Here is a 20,307-nt window from a genome sequence, read left to right as displayed (position 1 = left end):
TGGCGTTTCCTCCCTAAACTCGGGCCGCACCTCAGGGTGTGGCCCTTTTTTTGCTCAACATGCCGGGCGGTAACACCCCTGGCGCATTGTCAGCGACGCCCTTACCCTCCGCGCGCCTGTTACACCGGAGCCCGAGCCTTGCGCCTCTCCCGCGCCTTCCTGCCTACCCTGAAAGAAGTCCCTGCCGAGGCAGCCATCGCCTCGCACAAGCTGATGCTGCGCGCGGGCATGATCCGGCAGACCTCGGCCGGCATCTATGCCTGGCTGCCGTTGGGCCTGCGCGTGCTGCAGAAGGTCAGCCAGATCGTGCGGGAGGAGCAGGACGCCGCCGGCGCGCAGGAGATCCTGATGCCGACGATCCAGAGCGCCGAACTGTGGCGCCAGTCCGGCCGCTACGATGATTACGGCAAGGAGATGCTGCGCATCACCGACCGGCATGAGCGCGAGATGCTCTTCGGCCCGACCAACGAGGAGATGGTGACGGACATCTTCAAGTCCTATGCCAAATCCTATCGCGACCTGCCGCGCAACCTGTACCACATCCAGTGGAAGTTCCGGGACGAGATCCGCCCACGCTTCGGGGTCATGCGTGGCCGCGAGTTCCTGATGAAGGACGCCTATTCCTTCGACCTGGACGCGGACGCTGCTCGACTGTCCTACAAGAAGATGTTCGTGGCCTATCTGCGCACCTTCGCGCGGATGGGGCTGAAGGCCATCCCGATGCGGGCCGACACCGGGCCGATCGGCGGCGACCTCAGCCATGAGTTCATCATCCTGGCCGAGACAGGCGAGAGCCAGGTCTACCTGCACAAGGACCTGCTGGAATTCGACGTGCTGGCGCAGAAGCCGGACTACGAAGGCGACCTCGATCCCACCGTGAATTTCTGGACCAGCCGCTACGCCGCCACCGACGAGATGCATGACGAGGCGGCCTGGAATGCTCTCGGCGCCGAGAACCAGGTCTCGGCCCGCGGCATCGAGGTCGGCCACATCTTCTTCTTCGGCGACAAGTATTCCAAGGCGATGGGCCTTAGCGTGGCCGGAACGGACGGCAATCCGCTGGTGCCGCAGATGGGCTCCTACGGCATCGGCGTGTCCCGCCTGCTCGGCGCCATCATCGAAGCCAATCACGACGAGGCCGGCATCAAATGGCCGGAGGCCGTGGCGCCGTTTCGCTGCGCCATCCTCAACCTGAAGCCGGGCGACCTCGGCTGCGACATGCTGTGCGAGAAGCTCTACGCCTCGCTGCCGGGGGAGGCGGTGCTGGACGACCGCGGTGAGCGGGCTGGCGTCAAGTTCAACGACGCCGACCTCGCAGGCTACCCGTGGCAGGCGATCATCGGGCCGCGCGGCGCGGCCAACGAGAAGATCGAGCTGAAGCGGCGCGCCACCGGCGAGCGCGAGGAAGTGTCCCTGGAAGAAGCGCTGCGGCGAATGCATCCGGTCCCGTCGGGCCACTGAGCATGTTCGGAGCCTTCGAGCGAAAAGTCGCATTCCGCTACCTGCGGGCGCGCAAGGGCGAGCGCTTCGTTTCGGTGATCGCCACCTTTTCGCTGGTGGGCATCGCGCTGGGCGTCGCCACGCTGATCATCGTGATGAGCGTGATGAACGGGTTCCGGCAGGAATTGCTGGGCCGCATTCTTGGGCTGAACGGCCATCTCGGGATCTATGCCGCCGACTCCAATGGTTTGCGCAATTACGACGACATTGCCGAGCGGGTGCGCAAGCTGGCCGGGGTGTTGTCCGCGACGCCGATCGTGGAAGGGCAGGTGTTGCTGACCAGCGAGGCCGGCGGCGCCACGGGCGGGTTGGCGCGCGGCATCAAGCCAGAAGATCTGCGGGAGCGGCCATTGCTGGCGGGGAACATCCGTGCCGGTAGCCTCGACGAGTTTCAGGGCGAGGATGCCATCCTGATCGGCACCCGGCTGGCACAGAAACTCGGCGTGCACATCGGCGACAAGGTGACGCTCGTATCGCCGCAGGGCCGCGCCACGGTGATCGGCACCGTGCCGCGGCTGCGCGCCTACACGGTGGTGGCGATGTTCGAGGCGGGGATGAACGAGTATGATTCGTCCTACGTCTTCCTGCCCCTCCCGGCGGCTCAGATCTATTTCCAGCTGCGCAACGCCGCCTCCCAGATCGAGGTGTTCGTCGACAACCCCGATCAAGTGCGCCCGGTGACGCAGGAGATCGTGCGCGCGCTGCAGCCGATGCCGTTCCGGGTGCTGGACTGGCAGGCCAGCAACTCCTCCTTCTTCGCCGCGGTCCAGGTGGAGCGGAACGTGATGTTCCTGATCCTGACGCTGATCATCATCGTCGCCGCCTTCAACATCGTGTCGTCGCTGATCATGCTGGTGAAGGACAAGGGGCGCGACATCGCCATCCTGCGCACCATGGGCGCGACCTCCGGCGCGATCATGCGCATCTTCCTGTTGTGCGGCACCTCGATCGGCGTGCTGGGCACGCTGATCGGCTTCATCCTCGGCCTGGTGTTCTGCCTCAACATCGAGAGCATCCGGCAGTTTCTGCAATCCCTCACCGGCACCCAGCTGTTCAGCCCGGAGGTTTACTTCCTGACCCGCCTCCCGGCAGTGGTAAACCCGGACGAGGTGGTCCAGGTCGTGCTGATGGGCCTTGGCCTGTCCCTGCTCGCGACGCTGTATCCCTCCTGGCGTGCCGCCAGGACCGATCCGGTGGAGGCGCTGCGCAATGAGTGAGCCACGCCTGCGCCTCGACAAGGTGGAGCGCCTGTTCCGCACGGAGGCGGGCGAGCTTCCGGTGCTGCGCGGGGCCGAGCTGGCACTGCATCCAGGCGAGATCGTTGCCCTGGTGGCGCCGTCCGGCACCGGCAAATCCACCCTGCTGCACCTCGCGGGACTGCTGGAGCGACCAGATGCGGGGGAGGTGTTCATCGACGGCCGGCCCGCCGGCACGCTGGGCGACGAGGCGCGCAGTGCGTTGCGGGGCCGGTCGATCGGCTTCGTCTACCAGTTCCACCACCTGCTGCCGGAATTCACGGCGCTGGAGAACGTGGTGCTGCCGCAGATGGCGAACGGCGCCGCAGAGAAGCCGGCGACCGCCCGCGCGCGCGACCTGCTGGGCAGCTTCGGCCTGCAGGGTCGTGAAGATCACCGCCCCGGCCGGCTGTCGGGCGGCGAGCAGCAGCGCGTCGCGATCGCCCGCGCCCTGGCGAATCGGCCGGGACTGCTGCTGGCGGATGAGCCGACCGGCAACCTCGACGTGGCGACCTCCGACCGGGTGTTCGCGCAGCTGCTGGAAGCGGTGCGTGGCGCCGGCGTGGCGGCGTTGATCGCCACCCATAACCCGGAGTTGGCGGCCCGGATGGACCGGGTGGTGACCTTGCGCGAGGGGCGCATCGTTCCAGCCTGAGAGGGCCTCCTCAGGGCGGCGGAGCAGTGCCGCCGCTCGGATCGCGGCAGCGGCGGGCCGGGATCCGGGCCCGCAAGCGATGCACGCGGTGTCGCGGAACGGCTGCGGCGCGGCCGATGGCATGCTAGAAGCCGGACCATGACCGGCAGCTTCGTCCATCTCCATGTTCATTCCGCCTATTCCCTGGCCGAAGGGGCGATCAAGGCGGAGAAACTGGCCGATCTGGCCAGGGCCGAGGGCATGCCGGCCCTGGCATTGACCGATACGGCCAACATGTTCGGCGCGCTGGAATTCGCCAAGGCGTGCTCCGGCAAGGGCGTGCAGCCGATCATGGGCTGCCAGCTCTGGCTCAGCCGGGCCGCCACCGATCCGCGGCCGGAGGTGGCGCGACTCGCCCCCGATGCCGTGGTCGCACTGGCCACCAATGCTCAGGGGCTGGAGAACGTGCAGCGCCTGTCCTCGCACGGCTTCCTGCGCGACGATCCCAGCGGCAAGCCCACCGTGACGCTGGAGCTGCTGCAGCAGCATGCCGAGGGGGTGTTCCTGCTCACCGGCGGCGGTTGCGGCCCGTTGGCACGGCTGTTGGTGGAAGGGCGGCGCGACGCGGCCATGCAACTGCTCGACGCGCTCAAGGAAAGCTTCGGCGACCGGCTGGCGGTGGAACTGACGCGGCACGGCGCCGAGATCGAGCGCAGCCTCGACCCCGCCCTGGTGGCCCTGGCGGACAAGGCCGGGCTGCCCCTGGTCGCCACCAACGACATCTATTTCGCCAAGGCCGCGATGTACGAGGCGCATGACGCGCTGCTCTGCATCGCCGAAGGGCGCACCCTGGCCGAGCCGGACCGCCGTCGCCTGACGCCGGAGCATTATTTCAAGTCGGCGCAGGCCATGCGCGCGCTGTTCGCGGACCTGCCGGAAGCCTGCGACAACACCCTGGCGATCGCCCGCCGCTGCGCCGTTATGGCGGAAACCCGCAAGCCCGAGCTGCCGATCTGCCCCAAGGTGCAGCCCGGCATGACCGAGGCCGAGACGGTGCGCGACATGGCGGCGCGCGGCTTGGAGGCACGGCTCGATGCGCAGGGCACGCCCAATTCGCCCGAGGCGCGTGCCGTGTACCGCGAGCGGCTGGCCTTCGAACTCGATGTTATCGAGAAGATGGGCTTCTCGGGCTATTTCCTGATCGTCGCCGACTTCATCCAATGGGCCAAACAGCAGGGCATCCCGGTGGGGCCGGGCCGTGGATCGGGCGCCGGCTCGGTGGCCGCCTGGGCGCTGCTGATCACCGATCTCGACCCGCTGCGCTTCGGCCTGCTGTTCGAACGCTTCCTCAACCCCGAGCGCGTCTCGATGCCGGATTTCGACATCGATTTCTGCCAGGACCGGCGGGACGAGGTGATCCAGTATGTGCGGCGCGAATATGGCGAGGATCGCGTCGCGCAGATCATCACCTTCGGCCGGTTGCAGGCCAAGGCCGTGGTACGCGACGTCGGCCGGGTCATGGGCATGCCCTACGGCCAGGTCAACAAGATCGCCGAGTTGATCCCGTTCAACCCGGCCAAGCCGGTGACGCTGCAACAGGCGATCGACGGCGAGCCGCGGCTGCAGGAGATGCGCGACGCCGACGAAACGGTGCACCGGCTGATGGAAACCGCGCTGGTGCTGGAAGGGTTGTACCGCAACGCCTCCACCCATGCGGCCGGCGTGGTGATCGGCCGCAAGCCGCTGATCGACACCGTGGCGCTGTACCGCGATCCGCGTTCCGAGATGCTGGTGACGCAATACTCGATGAAATATGTCGAGAACGCCTCGCTGGTGAAGTTCGACTTCCTGGGCCTGAAGACGCTGACGGTGCTGGAGCGCGCCGTGGAGATCCTGCGCGGGCAGGGGGTGGAGATCGACCTCGCCTGCATTCCGCTGGATGATGCCAGAAGCTACGAGATGCTGGCGCGCGGCGACTCCGCCGGGGTGTTCCAGTTCGAAGGGCAGGGCATGCGCGAATGCCTGCGCATGATGCGCCCTGACCGCTTCGAGGACCTGATCGCCGCTGTTTCGCTCTACCGTCCCGGCCCGATGGCCAATATTCCCGCTTATTGCGCCCGCAAACATGGCGAGCCGTGGGAGCCGGTGCATCCCTCGATGCGCCACCTGGTCGAGGAAACCTACGGCATCCTGGTCTACCAGGAGCAGGTGATGCAGATCAGCCAGGACGTGGCGGGCTATTCGCTCGGCGGCGCCGACCTGCTGCGCCGTGCCATGGGCAAGAAGATCCGCTCCGAGATGGAAGCGCAGCGCAAGATCTTCGTCGATGGCGCGGTGAAGAACGGCGTGCCGGAAGGCAAGGCCGGCGAGATCTTCGACCTGATGGAGAAGTTCGCCGAATACGGCTTCAACAAATCGCACGCCGCCGCCTACGCGCTGGTCGCCTATCAGACCGCCTACCTGAAGGCCAATCACCCCGTGGCCTTCCTGGCGGCGTCCATGACGCTGGACATGGACAAGACGGAAAAGCTGGCCAACCACATGCAGGAGGCGTCGCGCCTCGGCATCGCGGTGCTGCCGCCGGACGTGAACCGCTCGGCGGCGGATTTCCGGGTGGAAGCGGCGCCGGACGGCAAGCAGGCCATCCGCTTCGCGCTGGCCGCGGTGAAGCGCGTCGGGCAGCAGGCGATGAAGGATCTGGTGGCGGCGCGGGACATCAGGGGACCGTTCGAATCCGTTGCCGATTTCGCCGGGCGGGTCGATCCGAAGCTGCTGAACAAGATGCAGCTGGAGAACCTGGCGCGCGCCGGTGCCTTCGACAGCCTGGAAAAGAACCGCGCCCGCATGACCATGGCGGCCGAGGTGATCCTGCGCCGCGCCCAGGCCAGTGCCGAGGAACGCACCTCCAGCCAGATCGGCCTGTTCGGCGGCGGCGATTCGCGTCCCGAGCCGCTGCGCATGCCGAACACGCCGGACTGGCCGGAGCTGGAGCGGCTGAGCCAGGAAGCCGAGGCCATCGGCTTCCACCTCTCGGCCCACCCGCTCGACACCTACAGGGACGTACTGGCCAAGCTGCGGGTGACGCCGATCGCCCAGCTGCAGGTCCGGGCCGAGGCGGGTGTCGGCGTGCTGAAGATCGCCGGCACCGTGGTGAACAGCAAGGAGCGCACCACCCGCACCGGCAGCCGCATGGCCTGGGTGCGGCTGTCCGACGCCAGCGGCAGCACCGAGGTGACGCTGTTCTCCGAGGTGCTGCTGAAGAACCGTCCGCTGCTGGTGGAGGGCAGCGCCATCCTGATCACCGCCGAGGCCAAAATGGAGGGCGAAACCCTGCGGCTGACCGCGCAGGGGCTGGAGCCGCTCGACAAGGCGGCCGCCGGGGTCGGCCAGACGCTGCGCCTGTTCATCGAGGATGAGGGCGCCATCGGCCCGATCCGCGACCTGCTGCGGCGCGAGGCGGGGGGCGGCGGTCCGGCCCGCGGCCGCGTGTCGCTGATCCCGCGCCTGGGATCGGGGCAGGAGCTGGAGATGCTGTTGCCCGGCGCCTACAACGTATCGCCGCGGCTGGCGCAGGTGATGAAGGTGCTGCCGGGCGTCGCCCATGTGGAGGCCGGCTGAGGTCGGCTTTCCCGCCGCTCATCCCGTTCCGACGCGCCGCCGGGATGCCGGCAGGCCTTGCTTCGTCCCCGTGCGCTGTGGCATAGCACCGCCGCCCGTCGCGGGGTGGTCCCGCGCCGAGGCAAATCCGCACGCGGTGCGCCCTTCCACCCTCATGGTGCCAGGGTCCGGTCCCGGGGGTCTTCCCGGGTACAGCGCCGCGGAGGCTCAACCGGGCTACCATCGAAGGAAGGACCGCCACCATGGCGATGCCAGAGGTTTCCCTGCGCCAGCTGCTTGAGGCCGGTGTCCATTTCGGCCACCACACTCGCCGCTGGAACCCGCGCATGGCGCCGTACATCTTCGGCGTGCGCAACCAGGTCCACATCCTCGACCTGCAGCAGACCGTGCCGATGCTGGACCGCGCGCTGCGCACCATCCGCGACGTGGTCGCCGGTGGCGGACGCGTGCTGTTCGTGGGCACCAAGAAGTCGGCCGCCGAGTATGTCGCCGACGCCGCGACCCGTTGCGGCCAGTATTACGTGAACCACCGTTGGCTCGGCGGCATGCTGACCAACTGGAAGACTATCACGGGCTCCATCAAGCGCCTGAAGCAGATGGACGAGCAGCTCGGCGGCAATACCCAGGGCCTCACCAAGAAGGAAGTCCTGATGCTGACGCGCGAGCGCGAGAAGCTCGACCGCGCGCTGGGCGGCATCCGTGAGATGGGCGGCCTGCCGGACATCATCTTCGTCATCGACGTAGTGAAGGAGAAGCTGGCGATCGAGGAAGCCAACAAGCTGGGCATCCCGGTGGTGGCCGTGGTTGACTCCAACGCCGATCCCGAGGGCGTGGCCTTCCCGATCCCGGGCAATGACGACGCCATCCGCGCCATCAACCTGTATTGCGACATGGTCGCCGCCGCCGTGTTCGACGGCATCTCCGCCGAGCTGCAGGCCTCCGGCGTCGATGTCGGCGCGGGCGAGGAGCTGCCGGCCGAGGATCTGCCTGTCGAGGTCGCCGAGGGCGTCGAGGGCGGAGCCTTGGCCGAGGCCGATGCGCTGCTGGGCGAGAACACCTCCGTCACTGCCAGCCAGTCCTGAACCAGACCGTCAGACAGGAGAAGCTCATGGTTGACGTGACCGCCGCGATGGTGCGTGACCTGCGCGAGAAGACCGGCGCGGGCATGATGGATTGCAAGAAGGCGCTGGTGGAAAACAACGGCGACGCCGAAGCCGCCATCGACTGGCTGCGCAAGAAGGGCCTGGCCGCCGCGGCCAAGAAGTCCGGCCGCGTGGCCGCCGAGGGGCTGATCGGCACCGCCACTGGCCCGCAGGTGGCGGCCATGGTCGAGGTGAATGCCGAGACCGACTTCGTGGCGCGCAACGAGCTGTTCCAGAACTTCGTGGCCGAGGTGGCGGGGCTGGCCCTGTCCGTCGGCGACGATGTGGAGCAGCTGAAGGCCGCCACCTTCCCCGGGACCACCCATTCGGTGCAGGACGAGCTGACCCGGCTGATCGCCACGATTGGCGAGAACATGACGATCCGCCGCGCCAAGCGGCTGACCGTGCCGTCCGGCAGCGTCGCCACCTATGTCCACTCGGCGGTGAAGCCGGGCCTGGGCAAGATCGGCGTGGTGGTGGCCCTGGAGGCCGCTTCCGAGCTGGAGGCGCTGGAATCGCTGGGTCGCCAGATCGGCATGCACGTCGCCGCCACCCGCCCCGAGGCGCTGGAGGTCGGCGCCGTCGATCCTTCCGCGCTGGAGCGGGAGAAGGCCGTGCTGACCGAGCAGGCACGTGCTTCCGGCAAGCCCGATAACATCATCGAGAAGATGGTGGAGGGCCGCGTTCGCAAGTACTACGAGGAAGTGGTGCTGCTGGAGCAGGTCTGGGTGCATGACGGCGAGAGCCGCGTGCGCTCGATCGTCCAGAAGGCCGGCGCCAAGCTGACGGGCTTCGCCCGCTTCCAGCTCGGCGAGGGCATCGAGAAGGAGACGAGCGACTTCGCCGCCGAGGTCGCCGCCGCCGCCGGCACTCCCTGATAACTGGCCGGCCCGCTTCCTGGGCCGGAAAATCGGAGCCGGCGCTGCGTTGAACCGCAGCGCCGGCTCTGCTGTTGACCAGGACGTGTGCTTGCCGGGGCGGGGTGCCGTCCCTATCGTGCGGCACGTTCCACCGACGCCCCTAGCTGCCGGAATCCGCTCATGACCGCCCCGATCTACAAGCGTGCCCTGCTGAAGCTATCCGGCGAGGCCCTGATGGGAGGACGGGATTACGGTCTGGACACCGCCACCGTTCGTGCCATCGCCGAGGACATCAAGGGCGTCGTGAACCTCGGCGTCGAAGTCTGCGTGGTGGTGGGCGGCGGCAACATCTTCCGCGGCGTCGCCGGCGCCTCGTCCGGCATGGACCGTGCCCAGGCCGACAGCATGGGCATGCTGGCCACCGTGATGAACGCCCTGGCAATGCAGAACGCGCTGGAGAAGGCGGGCGTGGACACCCGCGTGCAGTCCGCCATCCCGATGAGCAGCGTATGCGAGCCGTTCATCCGCCGCCGCGCCCAGCGCCATATGGAAAAGGGCCGCTGCGTCGTGTTCGCCGCCGGCTCCGGCAATCCGTTCTTCACCACCGACACCGCCGCCGCACTGCGCGCCGCCGAGATGAATTGCGACGTGCTGCTGAAGGGCACGCAGGTGGATGGCGTGTATTCCGCCGATCCGCGCAAGAACCCGAACGCCGAGCGCTACACCACGCTCACCTATCTCGACATGCTGGCGCGCGACCTGGCGGTGATGGACGCCGCCGCCATCTCCCTGGCACGCGAGAACAAGCTGCCGATCATTGTGTTCAATATCCACGAGCCGGGCGCCTTCACCGCCGTCATGCAGGGCGAGGGCCGCTTCACCACGGTCGTGGATCAATAAGAAGGAAGCCAGGCTCATGGCAGCCCCCGCGGATCTCAGCACGCTGAAGCAGGATCTGTCGCGCCGCATGGATGGCGCGATGGATTCGCTGAAGAAGGAATTCTCCGGCCTGCGCACCGGCCGCGCCTCCCCGGCGCTGCTGGAGCCGATCCGGGTCGAGGTGTATGGCGCCAATCAGCCGCTGTCGCAGGTGGCCAACGTGTCGGTGTCCGGCCCGTCGATGCTGTCGGTGCAGGTCTGGGACCGGCAGGCGGCGAAGGCCGTGGAGGTGGCGATCCGTGATTCCGGCCTTGGCCTGAATCCGCAATCCGAAGGGCAGGTCATCCGCGTGCCGCTGCCGCCGCTGACGCAGGAGCGCCGCAACGAGCTGGCCAAGCAGGCCGCGAAGTATGCCGAGGCCGCCAAGGTGGCCGCCCGCGGGGTGCGCCGCGACGGCATGGAGCAGATCAAGGGTTGGGAAAAGAAATCCGAGATCGGCAAGGACGATGCGAAGAGCTGGTCGGACGAGGTGCAGAAGCTGACCGACGCCACGATCAAGAAGATCGATGAGCTGCTGGCGGAGAAGGAAAAGGACATCAAGGCCGTCTGAGCGTCCGCGCCCGTACATTCCGATGACTGCAGCACCCCTGAACCAGCCGCTCGCGGCGTTGCCGGATGCGGCCGGGCCGCAGGGCGGCCCCCTGCATGTCGGCCTGATCATGGACGGCAATCGCCGCTGGGCGAAGGCGCGCGGCTTGCCGCGTGCGCTCGGCCACAAGGCGGGGGTGGACGCGGTCCGCCGCACCGTACAGGCCGCCGCCGATGCCGGCATTGGCTGGCTGACGCTGTTCGCGTTTTCCTCCGAGAACTGGCAGCGCTCCGCCGATGAGGTGCGCGACCTGACCGGGCTACTCCGTATCTATCTGCGGCGTGAGGTGAACACTCTGGCCAAGAACGGCGTGCGCCTGCGCGTCATCGGCGAGCGTGACCGATTCGGCTCGGAAACCGTGTCCGCGATCGCGGCGGCGGAAGAGGCGACGGCCGGCAACACCCGGCTCAACCTGACTGTGGCCTTGTCTTATGGCGCGCGGGCCGAGATCGCTGCCGCGGCGCGCGCCCTGGCTGCGCAGGTGGCCGCCGGGACGCTGGCGCCTGGCGCTGTGGACGAGGCCATGCTCACCCGCCACCTCGCCACGCGCGACATGCCGGACCCGGACCTGATCATCCGCACCTCCGGCGAGCAGCGCCTGTCGAACTTCCTGCTCTGGCAGGCGGCCTATGCCGAGTTCGTCTTTCTCGACGTGCTGTGGCCGGATTTCGAGGCTGCCCATCTGGATCAGGCCCTGGCCGAGTATCGGCGCCGCGTGCGCCGCTTCGGCGTCGGCAGCGGCTGAGATGACCATCCCCGCCGCTCCGGCACCGGAGCCCGGCAAGCGTTGGCGCGACCTCAAGAAGCGCGCCATCTCCGCCGCGGTGTTGGGACCCGGGGCGTTGCTGTGCGCCTGGCTCGGCGCCGAGGCCTGGACGGCCCTGATGGCCGTGGCGGTGGCCGTGCTGTGCTGGGAATGGGTGCGGCTTTGCGGCTTGCGCAGCCACCTTTGGCCCGGCATGGCATTGCCGGCCACGGTGTTCCTGGCGTGCTTCTGCGCGGTGATCGGACAGCCGCTGATCGGCCTTGGCGTGCTGCTCGCCGGTTCCATTGCGACCTGGGTCGCGCCGCCACGGCTCCGCCGCCGTGCCGGGCCGCCGCCGCCCGCCTCGTGGCTGGCGCTCGGCGTGCTCTATATCGGCGTCGCCGGCATCGCGCTGATCGGCCTCAGGCATGACAACGATGCCGGGCGCGGCAATATCCTGTTCCTGTTCTTCGTGGTGTGGGCCAGCGACATCGGCGCCTACATTGCCGGACGCATCGTCGGCGGGCCGAAGCTCGCGCCGTCGATCTCGCCGGGCAAGACTTGGTCGGGCGCGGCGGGCGGGCTGGTTTCCTCGATGGTGATCGGCTGGTTCGCCGCCGATTGGCTGGTCTGGGGCAATCCGCCGGCGCTCAAAGTGCTCTGGGTGGCGGCCGTGCTCGGCATCGCCACACAGCTAGGTGACCTGCTGGAAAGCTGGGTCAAGCGGCACTTCAAGGTGAAGGACAGTTCCATGCTGATCCCCGGTCATGGCGGGCTGCTGGACCGGCTGGACGGGCTGATGGCGGCGGCGCCCGTGGCGGCGCTGCTGGCCTTCGGTGTCGGCTACGGGGTTCCGTTGTGGCGGTGACGCCGCGTCGCGTCAGCATCCTCGGCTGCACCGGATCGGTGGGCCGCAGCACCGTGGCGCTGCTGGATGCCGCGCCTCCTGGGCGGTTTGCGGTGGTGGCTTTGGTGGCCGGCCGGGACGCCGCCGCCCTGGCCGAGCAGGCGCTGCGGCTGCGCCCTGAGATCGCCGTGCTGGCCGATCCGGAGGCCGGGCCGGCCCTGGCCGAGCGGCTCGCCGGTTCCGGCATCGCCTGGGCGTGCGGTTCGGAGGCGGTGCTGGACGCCGCCGCCCGATCGGCCGACTGGACCATGGCGGCGATCGTCGGCGCCGCGGGACTGCGCCCGACCCTGGCGGCGCTGCGCCGCGGCGGCACCCTCGCCCTGGCCAACAAGGAAGCCCTGGTCTGCGCGGGCGAGGTGGTACTGGCCGCCGCGCGACAGGCCGGTGCGACCCTCCTGCCGGTCGATTCCGAGCACAACGCGATTTTTCAGGTGTTGGAAACGCGCGATCCGGCGGCGGTGGAGAAGATCATCCTCACCGCATCCGGCGGACCGTTCCGCACCGCGAGCCGTGAGACGATGGCCCGCGCCACCCCGTGCGAGGCCGTGCGGCACCCGGTCTGGTCGATGGGAGCCAAGATCAGCGTCGACTCCGCCACCATGATGAACAAGGGGCTGGAGCTGATCGAGGCGGCCCGGCTGTTCCCGGTGCCGGAATCCCGCATCGAAGTGCTGGTGCATCCGCAATCCGCGGTGCATGGCCTGGTGCAGTACGCCGATGGCTCGCTGCTGGCGCAGCTCGGCTCGCCGGACATGCGCACCCCCATCGCCCATGCCCTGGCCTGGCCGGACCGCATGGCCGTGGATGTGCCGAGGCTGGACCTGGCCGCCATGTCCAGGCTGGAATTCTTCCAGCCCGAGCCCGGCCGGTTTCCGGCGCTGCGGCTGGCACGGCAGGCCTTGCAGGCGGGGCAGGGGGCCACCACCATCCTGAATGCCGCGAACGAGGTTGGCGTCGGACTGTTTCTGCAGGAGCGGCTCGGCTTTCTCGACATCGCCGCCGTGGTGGAGGAATGCCTGGACGCTCTGGGCGCGCCATTGGCGGGAGATCTGGAGGCCGTGCTGGCGCTGGATGCGGAAGCCCGCCGCGAAGCGAGGCGGCGAGCCACCCGCCGCGCCACCTGAGCGGCGATGGGATGACGCTCCGGCCCGCACGGCCGGAGGGCGGTTGAACACGCCCGGCCCTGCATGGCCGGGCAGGAGAAACGACCTTGGACCTGCTGCCCGAGCCCCTGCGCTCCATCTTCGCCTTCGTGATCGTGCTGGGCGTGCTCGTCTTCATCCACGAGCTGGGGCATTACCTCGCGGCGCGCTGGCGCGGCGTGCATGTGGAAGTGTTTTCCATCGGATTTGGCAAGCGCATTCACGCCTGGACCGACCGGCGCGGCACCGAATGGCGCCTCGCATGGCTGCCGCTCGGCGGCTTCGTGAAGCTGCACGGGCAGGAAGGGCCGGACGATGCCTCGCCCGAAGCCCGCGCCGCGTGGCGCCCGGGGCAGACGTTCCACAACAAGCCGGTGCGTGACCGCGCCATCGTGGTGGCGGCCGGCCCGGTCGCCAACTTCCTGCTGGCGGCCGTGCTGTTCGGCCTGCTGTACATGACGGTGGGCCAGCCACAGCCCAACACCAGCATCGGCACGGTGGTTGAGGGCAGTGCTGCGCAGCGCGCCGGGCTGCTGCCGGGTGACCGGATCCTCAGCCTGGACAGCACGCCGATCAGCCGGTTCGAGGAGGTGCAGCGCCATATCCAGCCGCGCGCCGGCCAGCCGGTGACGATCCAAGTGCTGCGCGACGGCGTGGAGCAGGAGCTGACCGCCACGCCGGAGCCGCGCGAGGCCAATGGCGCCACCAGCGGCATTCTCGGCATCTCCGGAGGCGCGCCGGAATTCCGCCGGCTGAATCCGCTGAGCGCCCTCGCCGCCGGGGTCAGCCAGACCTGGGACGTCACCGTGCAGACGCTGGGCGGCCTGTGGCAGATGATTGCCGGCCAGCGCGGGACCGAGGAACTGGGCGGGCCGCTGCGGATCGCGCAGATCTCGGGGCAGGTGGCGCAGCTCGGCGTTGCCAGCCTGGTGTCGTTCATGGCGATCCTGTCGGTGAACCTCGCCTTGATCAATCTGTTTCCGATTCCGGTGCTGGATGGCGGCCACCTGCTGTTCTACGCCGCCGAGGCGATCCGCGGCCGCCCCCTGCCGCCCCGCGCCATCGAGTATGGCTTCCGCGCCGGCTTCGCCCTGCTGATCGCCTTGTTCGTGTTCGCCACCTGGAATGATCTGTCCAGCCTGGGCGTGGTGCGCTGGGTCAGCGGGCTGGCAGGCTGAGGGAGCCAGTTCGCAGGGCGACGATGCTTCGCCCTGCAACGTCCTGAAACATCTAGAGATCGGCTGGAAGCGGGGCTTAAGCGCTGAGGGGTGGCGGGGTCTGCGGTTCCCCGCTAGTCTCCCGCCGCCCCAGACGCCGCGGTTTCGGGGTCGCTGCCGGCCCGCTTCAGGCCTGCATCACTGAACCGTCCACTGGCACCGGATCCGAACCTTGCACGCCACACGCGCCCTTTTGCTTGCCGCCACCTGCCTCGTGCCCGTGCTGCTGCCGCCTGACGCTTCCGCCCAGCCGCGGCGTGCCGCGCCGGCCCAGCGCGGGCCGGAGGCCACTGCGGGCGGCGTGATCACCGGGATCGACGTGGCGGGCAACCAGCGCATCGAGGCGGACACCATCCGCTCCTACATGCTGCTCCAGCCGGGCGACCCCTATACGGGGGATGCGGTGGACCGCAGCCTCCGCACCCTGTTCGCCACCGGGCTGTTCCGTGACGTCCGCATCACCCGTCAGGGTGACCGGCTGGCGGTGCAAGTGCAGGAGAACCCGATCGTCAACCAGGTGGCGTTCGAGGGAAACAGCGCGCTGTCCGACGACACGCTGCGCCCCATCCTGACCCTGCGTGAGCGCGCCGTGTTCACCGCCGCCACCGCCCGCGCCGACCGGCAGCGCATCCTCGAACTTTATGCCCGCCGCGGCCGCTTCGCGGCGCGGGTCGAGCCCAAGGTCATCGAGCGCGACCAGAACCGGGTCGATGTGGTGTTCGAGATCACCGAGGGCGAGTCGGCGCTGATCAGCCGCATCAACTTCGTCGGCAACGAGAACTTCTCCGACAGCCGGCTGAAGGAAGTCGTCGCGTCCCGCGAATCCGCCTGGTACCGGCTCTTCTCCAGCGCCGACACCTATGACCCCGAGCGGCTGAACTTCGACCGCGAGCTGCTGCGCCGCTACTACCAGCGCGAAGGCTACGCCGATGTCGAGATCACCGATGCCACGGCCGAGCTGGCGCCCGACCGCTCCGGCTTCTTCCTGACCTACACGGTCCAGGAAGGCCCGCGCTACCGGGTGGGCAAGGTCGAGATCAATTCCAGCCTGCGCAACGTCACCGGAGCGCAGTTGCAGCCGGTGATGACCATCCAGCCCGGCGACTGGTTCGACGGCGACGCCGTGGAGACCATGGAGCAGACGCTGGTCGACCAGGCGAACCTGAGCGGCGCTCCCTTTGTCGAGGTTGAGCCGCGGATCACCCGCAACACGGCCGAACAGCGCGTCGACATCGCCTTCGACGTCACGGAAGGCAACCGCGCCTATGTCGAGCGCATCGACATCATCGGCAACACCCGCACCCAGGATCGCGTGATCCGCCGTGAACTGCGGCTGGCGGAGGGCGATGCCTTCAACAATGCGGCGGTGCAGCGCTCCCGCCAGCGCATCCGCGACCTCGGCTATTTCGGCGACGTGCAGATCACGCCTGCGCCCGGCAGCGCATCGGACCGGGTGATCCTGAACACCAGCGTCAGCGAGCGCGCCACGGGCGAGATCTCGATCGGCGGCGGCTACTCGACCGACGCCGGCGCCCTGGCCGATCTCGGCTTGCGCGAGCGCAACCTGCTCGGCACCGGCGTGGACGCGCGCATCAACACCACCATCGCGCAGCGCCGCTCGCAGGTGGACCTTTCGGTGACTGATCCGTCCTTCCTCGACCGCAACCTCGCGATTGGTGCGGACGTGTTCTACATCGTGCGCGACCTGACGGATTACTCGGGCTATGAGGAGCGCCGCGCCGGCTTCAGCCTGCGCGCCGGCTACGAGTTCAATGAGCGGCTGCGGCAGAGCTGGGCCTATACCCTGTCCCGCCGCAACATCTTCAACATCAACGAGACCGCCAGCCGCTATATCCGCGAGCAGACCGGCGTCACCGTGTTGTCGCAGATCGGCCAGACGCTGACCTATGACACGCGCGATTCCCGCCTCGACCCGCGCCGCGGCTATGTGCTGCGGCTCGGCACCGACCTGGCCGGTCTCGGCGGCGACGTGAACTACCTGCGCACCCGCCTCGACGCGACCTACTTCGTGCCCTTCGAGCGGCTGCTGGGGGACCCGGAATACGTGCTGGCGATCTCGGCCGGCGTCGGTCACCTGGTCAGCTATGGCGACGAGGACAAGCAGGAGCGCATCCTCGACCGCTTCTTCCTGGGCGGCGAGAACCTGCGCGGCTTCGCCGTGGCCGGTGCCGGCCCGCGCGACCGCAGCACCACCGACGCGCTCGGCGGCCGCACCATCTGGACCCAGAGCACCGAGATGCGCTTCCCCCTGCCGGTACCTGCGGAGCTGGGCCTGATCGGCCGTGCCTTCGTGGATGTCGGCTCGCTGTCCAACATCGACAGCGGCCCCGACATCGTCGACGAGGCCGATCCGCGGGTCGGCGCCGGCATCGGCATCTCCTGGCGCAGTCCCTTCGGCCTCATCAACATCGACCTGGCGCAGGCCGTGGTGAAGAAGTCCTACGACGAGACGCAGGTCTTCCGTTTCGGCTTCGGCACGCGCTTCTGATCTACGGAGTTTGATCCCCATGGCCCGACGCGCCGCCCCGACCGCGCTTGCGGCGACCCTGCTGACTGCTTCCCTGCTGGCGGCCCATCCCGCCCTGGCGCAGCAGCAGCAGCAGGAATGGTTTGTTCCGAACCAGCAGCGGCAGCAGGCCCCGGCCGCGCAGCAGCGCCCGGCCCAGGCGCCGCAGCAGCGCCCTGCCCAGCGCGCCGTGCAGCCCAATCCTTCGCCGCTGCCGCCCGGCGAGCCGCCGCCGGCCGCGGTGATCGGCATCGTCGACGTGCCCGCTGTGCAGCGCGACTCCACCGCCTTCAACACGGTGCGGGAGGAGATCGAGAAGCGTCGGCAGAAGCTGAACGACGACCTGCAGCGCGAGCAGGCGCGCTGGCGTGAGGAGCAACAGCAGCTGGCCAATCAGCGCAGCACCGCCTCGCCTGAGGAGCTACGCAACAAGGAACGAGACCTGCAGGAACGTGTCCAGGATGCGCAGCGGGTGTTCCGCGACCGCTCGCGCGACATCGAGCAGGCAGCCCAGCAGGGACTCCAGGAGATCGAGCAGGCCTTGGCCACGGTGATCCGGCAGGTGGCGGCCAGCCGCAAGGTGAACCTGGTGCTGCCGCGCCCGATGGTGATCTACAACGAGCCGCCCTTCGACCTGTCGCCCGAGGTCAGCACCCAGCTGAACAAGATCCTCAAATCCGTGACGCTGCCGGCGGAAGGTGCGGCGCCAGCTGCTGCTTCGCCCGCGTCCAACCGCCCGGGCCAGGCGCCGGCCCAGGCGCCGCGGCGGAACTGACCGCTTGTCCGCCGATCCGCGCTTCCACCCGGCTGCCGGGCCGTACCCGCTCAGCCGGCTGGCCGAAGCCGCCGGGGCGGAGTTGGCCGGCGATGCCGCCCGGATGCTGAACGGCGTCGCACCGCTGGACAGCGCGGGAGCGGGCGAGGTGGCTTTTCTGGACGGGCGCAAGCACCTCGCGAGCCTGAAGGCGAGCCGGGCGGGCGCGGTGGTGTTGCCGCCCGATCTCGCCGCCTCGGTTCCCGAAGGCTGCGCCGCGATGCTCAGCCGGACGCCGCACCTGGCCTTCGCCCGCATCGCCGCCCTGTTCCACCCGCCTCGCGCGCCCGTGCCGGGTATTCATCCCACCGCCACCGTGGCCGCCGATGCCGTGCTGGGGGAGGGGTGCGACATCGGTCCCCATGCGGTGATCGGGGCCGGCGCCGTGCTCGGCGCGCGCTGCCTCGTGGGGCCGCATGCGGTGATCGGGCCAGGCTGCGTGTTCGGCGATGATTGCCGCATCCTGGCGCATGCCGCCGCCTCGTTCTGCCTGGCCGGCCACCGCGTCACGCTGCACCAGGGTGCCAGGGTCGGGCAGGAAGGCTTCGGCTTCACTCCGACGCCCGAGGGCCGCTTCGTCACGATTCCGCAGCTTGGCCGGGTGCGGCTTGGGGATGAGGTGGAGATCGGCGCCAATAGCTGCGTCGACCGGGGAGCGCTGGACGACACGGTTCTCGGGCCGGGAACCCGCCTCGACAACCTCGTGCAGATCGGTCACAACGTTGTAACAGGCCGTGGCTGCGTGATCGTTGCGCAGGTGGGCATTTCCGGCTCCACCCGACTTGGCGATTTTGTCACCATCGCCGGGCAGGCCGGGCTGACCGGCCACCTCAATATCGGCTCCAAGGCACGGATCGGCGCCCAGGCCGGGGTGCAAAGCGATGTCCCGGCGGGGCAGGACGTGACGGGCTCGCCCGCCATGCCGGTCAAGGATGCGCTCCGCGCGGCGATTTATTTGCGGCAACTGGGCGCGCGGAAGGCGCGTTCCGCGGCGGGGCCGGCGCGAGAAGAACAGAAGGAGCCGCCTTCCGGGCGGTCGGAACAGACGGACTAATGGGAATGGATCAGCAGGAACAGGCCGCCTCCGGGGCGGTGGACGCACCGCGGACAATGGAGGTCTGCGATATCGCCCGGATCATGCAGGCGATTCCGCACCGCTATCCGTTCCTGCTGCTGGACCGCATGGTGGATGTTGTGCTGGGCGAGAGCGCCATTGGCATCAAGAACGTCACCATCAACGAACCTTTCTTTCAGGGCCATTTTCCGAACCACCCGGTGATGCCGGGCGTGCTGATCATCGAGGCGATGGCGCAGACCGCCGCGGTGCTGGTGGTCGAGACGCTGGGGGCCGATGCCCGCGGCAAGGTGGTGTATTTCATGAGCGTCGAGCACGCCAAGTTCCGCCGCCCGGTGGGCCCCGGAGACCAGCTGCGGATCCACATCAAGAAAGAGCAGGCCCGCCGCAACGTCTGGAAGTTCAATGCCAATGTCCGGGTCGATGGCGTGACGGTGGCCGAGGCCACCTATTCCGCCATGATCATGGGCCACTGATCGGATGACCGTGCCTGATACCAGCCTGCCGCCCGGCGATGGCCGCATCCACGCCTCCGCCCAGCTTCACCCGACCGCCATCGTGAGCGCGGGGGCCACGATCGGCCCCGACTGCCGGATCGGCCCGTTTTCCATGATCGGCGTCCATGCCGTGCTGGAGGCCGGTGTTACCATCGGCTCCAACGTGGCCGTCGAGGGCCATACCTGGATCGGCGAGGGCGTGCAGGTCAGCCATGGCGCCTCGATCGGGCTGGCGCCACAGGATCTGAAATACAAGAACGAGCCGACCCGCACCGTGGTGGGCGCCCGCACCATCGTGCGGGAGCACGCGACCATCCATCGCGGCAGCGTCGGCGGACACGGCCTGACCACGGTGGGCGCCGACTGCCTGATCATGGTGAATGCCCATATCGGGCATGATTGCACCCTGGATCACCACGTGATCCTGGCCAACAACGTCATGCTGGGCGGCCATGTGCAGATCGCCGACACCGTGTTCGTAGGTGGCGGGGCCGCCTTGCACCAGTTTGTTCGCATCGGCCGGCAATCGGTGATCGGCGGCATGAGCGGCGTTGAGGCCGACGTGATCCCCTTTGGCGCCGTGCTCGGCAACCGCGCCCGGCTGACTGGGCTGAACCTGATCGGACTGCGGCGGCGCGGCTTCTCGCGCGCCGAGATCCACCAGCTCCGCGCCGTGTACCGGTTGCTGTTCCGCAGCCACGGCGTGTTCCAGGATCGCCTGGCGCAGGCCGAGGCGGATCATGGCGACCATCCGGCCGTGGCGGAGATCCTGAGCTTCATCCGCAGCGACAGCAAGCGCGGCCTGTGCCGGGCCCGCCGTGTCGCGCCGCTGGAGGAGGATGACGCCGAGGCGCAGGCCTGAGCGT

General features: G+C 68.7%; 17 protein-coding genes. All 17 read left to right on the top strand.

What is annotated here, in order from left to right:
- Positions 1–138 precede the first annotated feature (138 nt).
- Positions 139–1,461, top strand: a complete 1,323-nt coding sequence (gene proS / locus D2K64_RS09795; RefSeq protein ID WP_120008177.1) for a proline--tRNA ligase — start codon at positions 139–141, stop codon at positions 1,459–1,461.
- Positions 1,462–1,463: 2 nt separating this feature from the next.
- Positions 1,464–2,717, top strand: coding sequence for a lipoprotein-releasing ABC transporter permease subunit (locus tag D2K64_RS09790; RefSeq protein ID WP_120008176.1), 1,254 nt, complete (start codon positions 1,464–1,466; stop codon positions 2,715–2,717).
- On the top strand, positions 2,710–3,390 hold the full coding sequence (locus D2K64_RS09785) for an ABC transporter ATP-binding protein (protein WP_120008175.1): 681 nt from the start codon (positions 2,710–2,712) through the stop codon (positions 3,388–3,390). The genes D2K64_RS09790 and D2K64_RS09785 overlap by 8 nt, the downstream gene beginning before the upstream one ends.
- A gap of 138 nt (positions 3,391–3,528) precedes the next feature.
- Positions 3,529–6,987, top strand: a complete 3,459-nt coding sequence (gene dnaE, locus D2K64_RS09780) for a DNA polymerase III subunit alpha (protein ID WP_120008174.1) — start codon at positions 3,529–3,531, stop codon at positions 6,985–6,987.
- A 242-nt stretch (positions 6,988–7,229) separates the two neighbouring features.
- Positions 7,230–8,069: a 30S ribosomal protein S2 gene (gene rpsB / locus D2K64_RS09775; RefSeq protein ID WP_238384111.1), complete on the top strand. Its 840-nt coding sequence runs from the start codon at positions 7,230–7,232 to the stop codon at positions 8,067–8,069.
- 26 nt (positions 8,070–8,095) lie between these two features.
- Positions 8,096–9,007, top strand: coding sequence for a translation elongation factor Ts (gene tsf, locus D2K64_RS09770; RefSeq protein WP_120008173.1), 912 nt, complete (start codon positions 8,096–8,098; stop codon positions 9,005–9,007).
- A 162-nt stretch (positions 9,008–9,169) separates the two neighbouring features.
- Complete coding sequence (pyrH, locus tag D2K64_RS09765) at positions 9,170–9,889, top strand: UMP kinase (protein WP_120008172.1); 720 nt, start codon at positions 9,170–9,172, stop codon at positions 9,887–9,889.
- A gap of 16 nt (positions 9,890–9,905) precedes the next feature.
- Positions 9,906–10,478, top strand: coding sequence for a ribosome recycling factor (gene frr / locus D2K64_RS09760; RefSeq protein WP_120008171.1), 573 nt, complete (start codon positions 9,906–9,908; stop codon positions 10,476–10,478).
- Positions 10,479–10,500: 22 nt separating this feature from the next.
- On the top strand, positions 10,501–11,262 hold the full coding sequence (uppS, locus tag D2K64_RS09755) for a polyprenyl diphosphate synthase (RefSeq protein ID WP_120008170.1): 762 nt from the start codon (positions 10,501–10,503) through the stop codon (positions 11,260–11,262).
- A gap of 1 nt (position 11,263) precedes the next feature.
- Entirely contained in the window at positions 11,264–12,130 is an 867-nt protein-coding gene (locus tag D2K64_RS09750) for a phosphatidate cytidylyltransferase (protein ID WP_120008169.1), read from the top strand.
- Entirely contained in the window at positions 12,127–13,293 is a 1,167-nt protein-coding gene (gene dxr, locus D2K64_RS09745) for a 1-deoxy-D-xylulose-5-phosphate reductoisomerase (RefSeq protein WP_120008327.1), read from the top strand. Before D2K64_RS09750 ends, dxr begins: the two co-directional genes overlap by 4 nt.
- Positions 13,294–13,379: 86 nt before the next feature.
- Complete coding sequence (rseP, locus tag D2K64_RS09740) at positions 13,380–14,489, top strand: RIP metalloprotease RseP (protein WP_370764657.1); 1,110 nt, start codon at positions 13,380–13,382, stop codon at positions 14,487–14,489.
- A gap of 211 nt (positions 14,490–14,700) precedes the next feature.
- Entirely contained in the window at positions 14,701–17,037 is a 2,337-nt protein-coding gene (gene bamA / locus D2K64_RS09735; RefSeq protein ID WP_120008168.1) for an outer membrane protein assembly factor BamA, read from the top strand.
- Positions 17,038–17,056: 19 nt separating this feature from the next.
- On the top strand, positions 17,057–17,830 hold the full coding sequence (locus D2K64_RS09730) for an OmpH family outer membrane protein (protein ID WP_120008167.1): 774 nt from the start codon (positions 17,057–17,059) through the stop codon (positions 17,828–17,830).
- Between the two features lie 4 nt (positions 17,831–17,834).
- Positions 17,835–18,923 (top strand): UDP-3-O-(3-hydroxymyristoyl)glucosamine N-acyltransferase, encoded by a 1,089-nt coding sequence (lpxD, locus tag D2K64_RS09725; RefSeq protein WP_120008166.1) that lies wholly within the window; start codon positions 17,835–17,837, stop codon positions 18,921–18,923.
- Positions 18,924–18,928: 5 nt separating this feature from the next.
- Positions 18,929–19,420: a 3-hydroxyacyl-ACP dehydratase FabZ gene (gene fabZ, locus D2K64_RS09720; protein WP_120008325.1), complete on the top strand. Its 492-nt coding sequence runs from the start codon at positions 18,929–18,931 to the stop codon at positions 19,418–19,420.
- Between the two features lie 4 nt (positions 19,421–19,424).
- Entirely contained in the window at positions 19,425–20,303 is an 879-nt protein-coding gene (gene lpxA, locus D2K64_RS09715) for an acyl-ACP--UDP-N-acetylglucosamine O-acyltransferase (protein WP_120008165.1), read from the top strand.
- Positions 20,304–20,307 lie beyond the last annotated feature (4 nt).

The organism is Teichococcus vastitatis (assembly GCF_003604215.1).
Lineage (GTDB): Bacteria > Pseudomonadota > Alphaproteobacteria > Acetobacterales > Acetobacteraceae > Pseudoroseomonas > Pseudoroseomonas vastitatis.
Note: the sequence above shows the minus strand (reverse complement) of the source record. Positions and strands in the feature narration are given on the sequence as shown.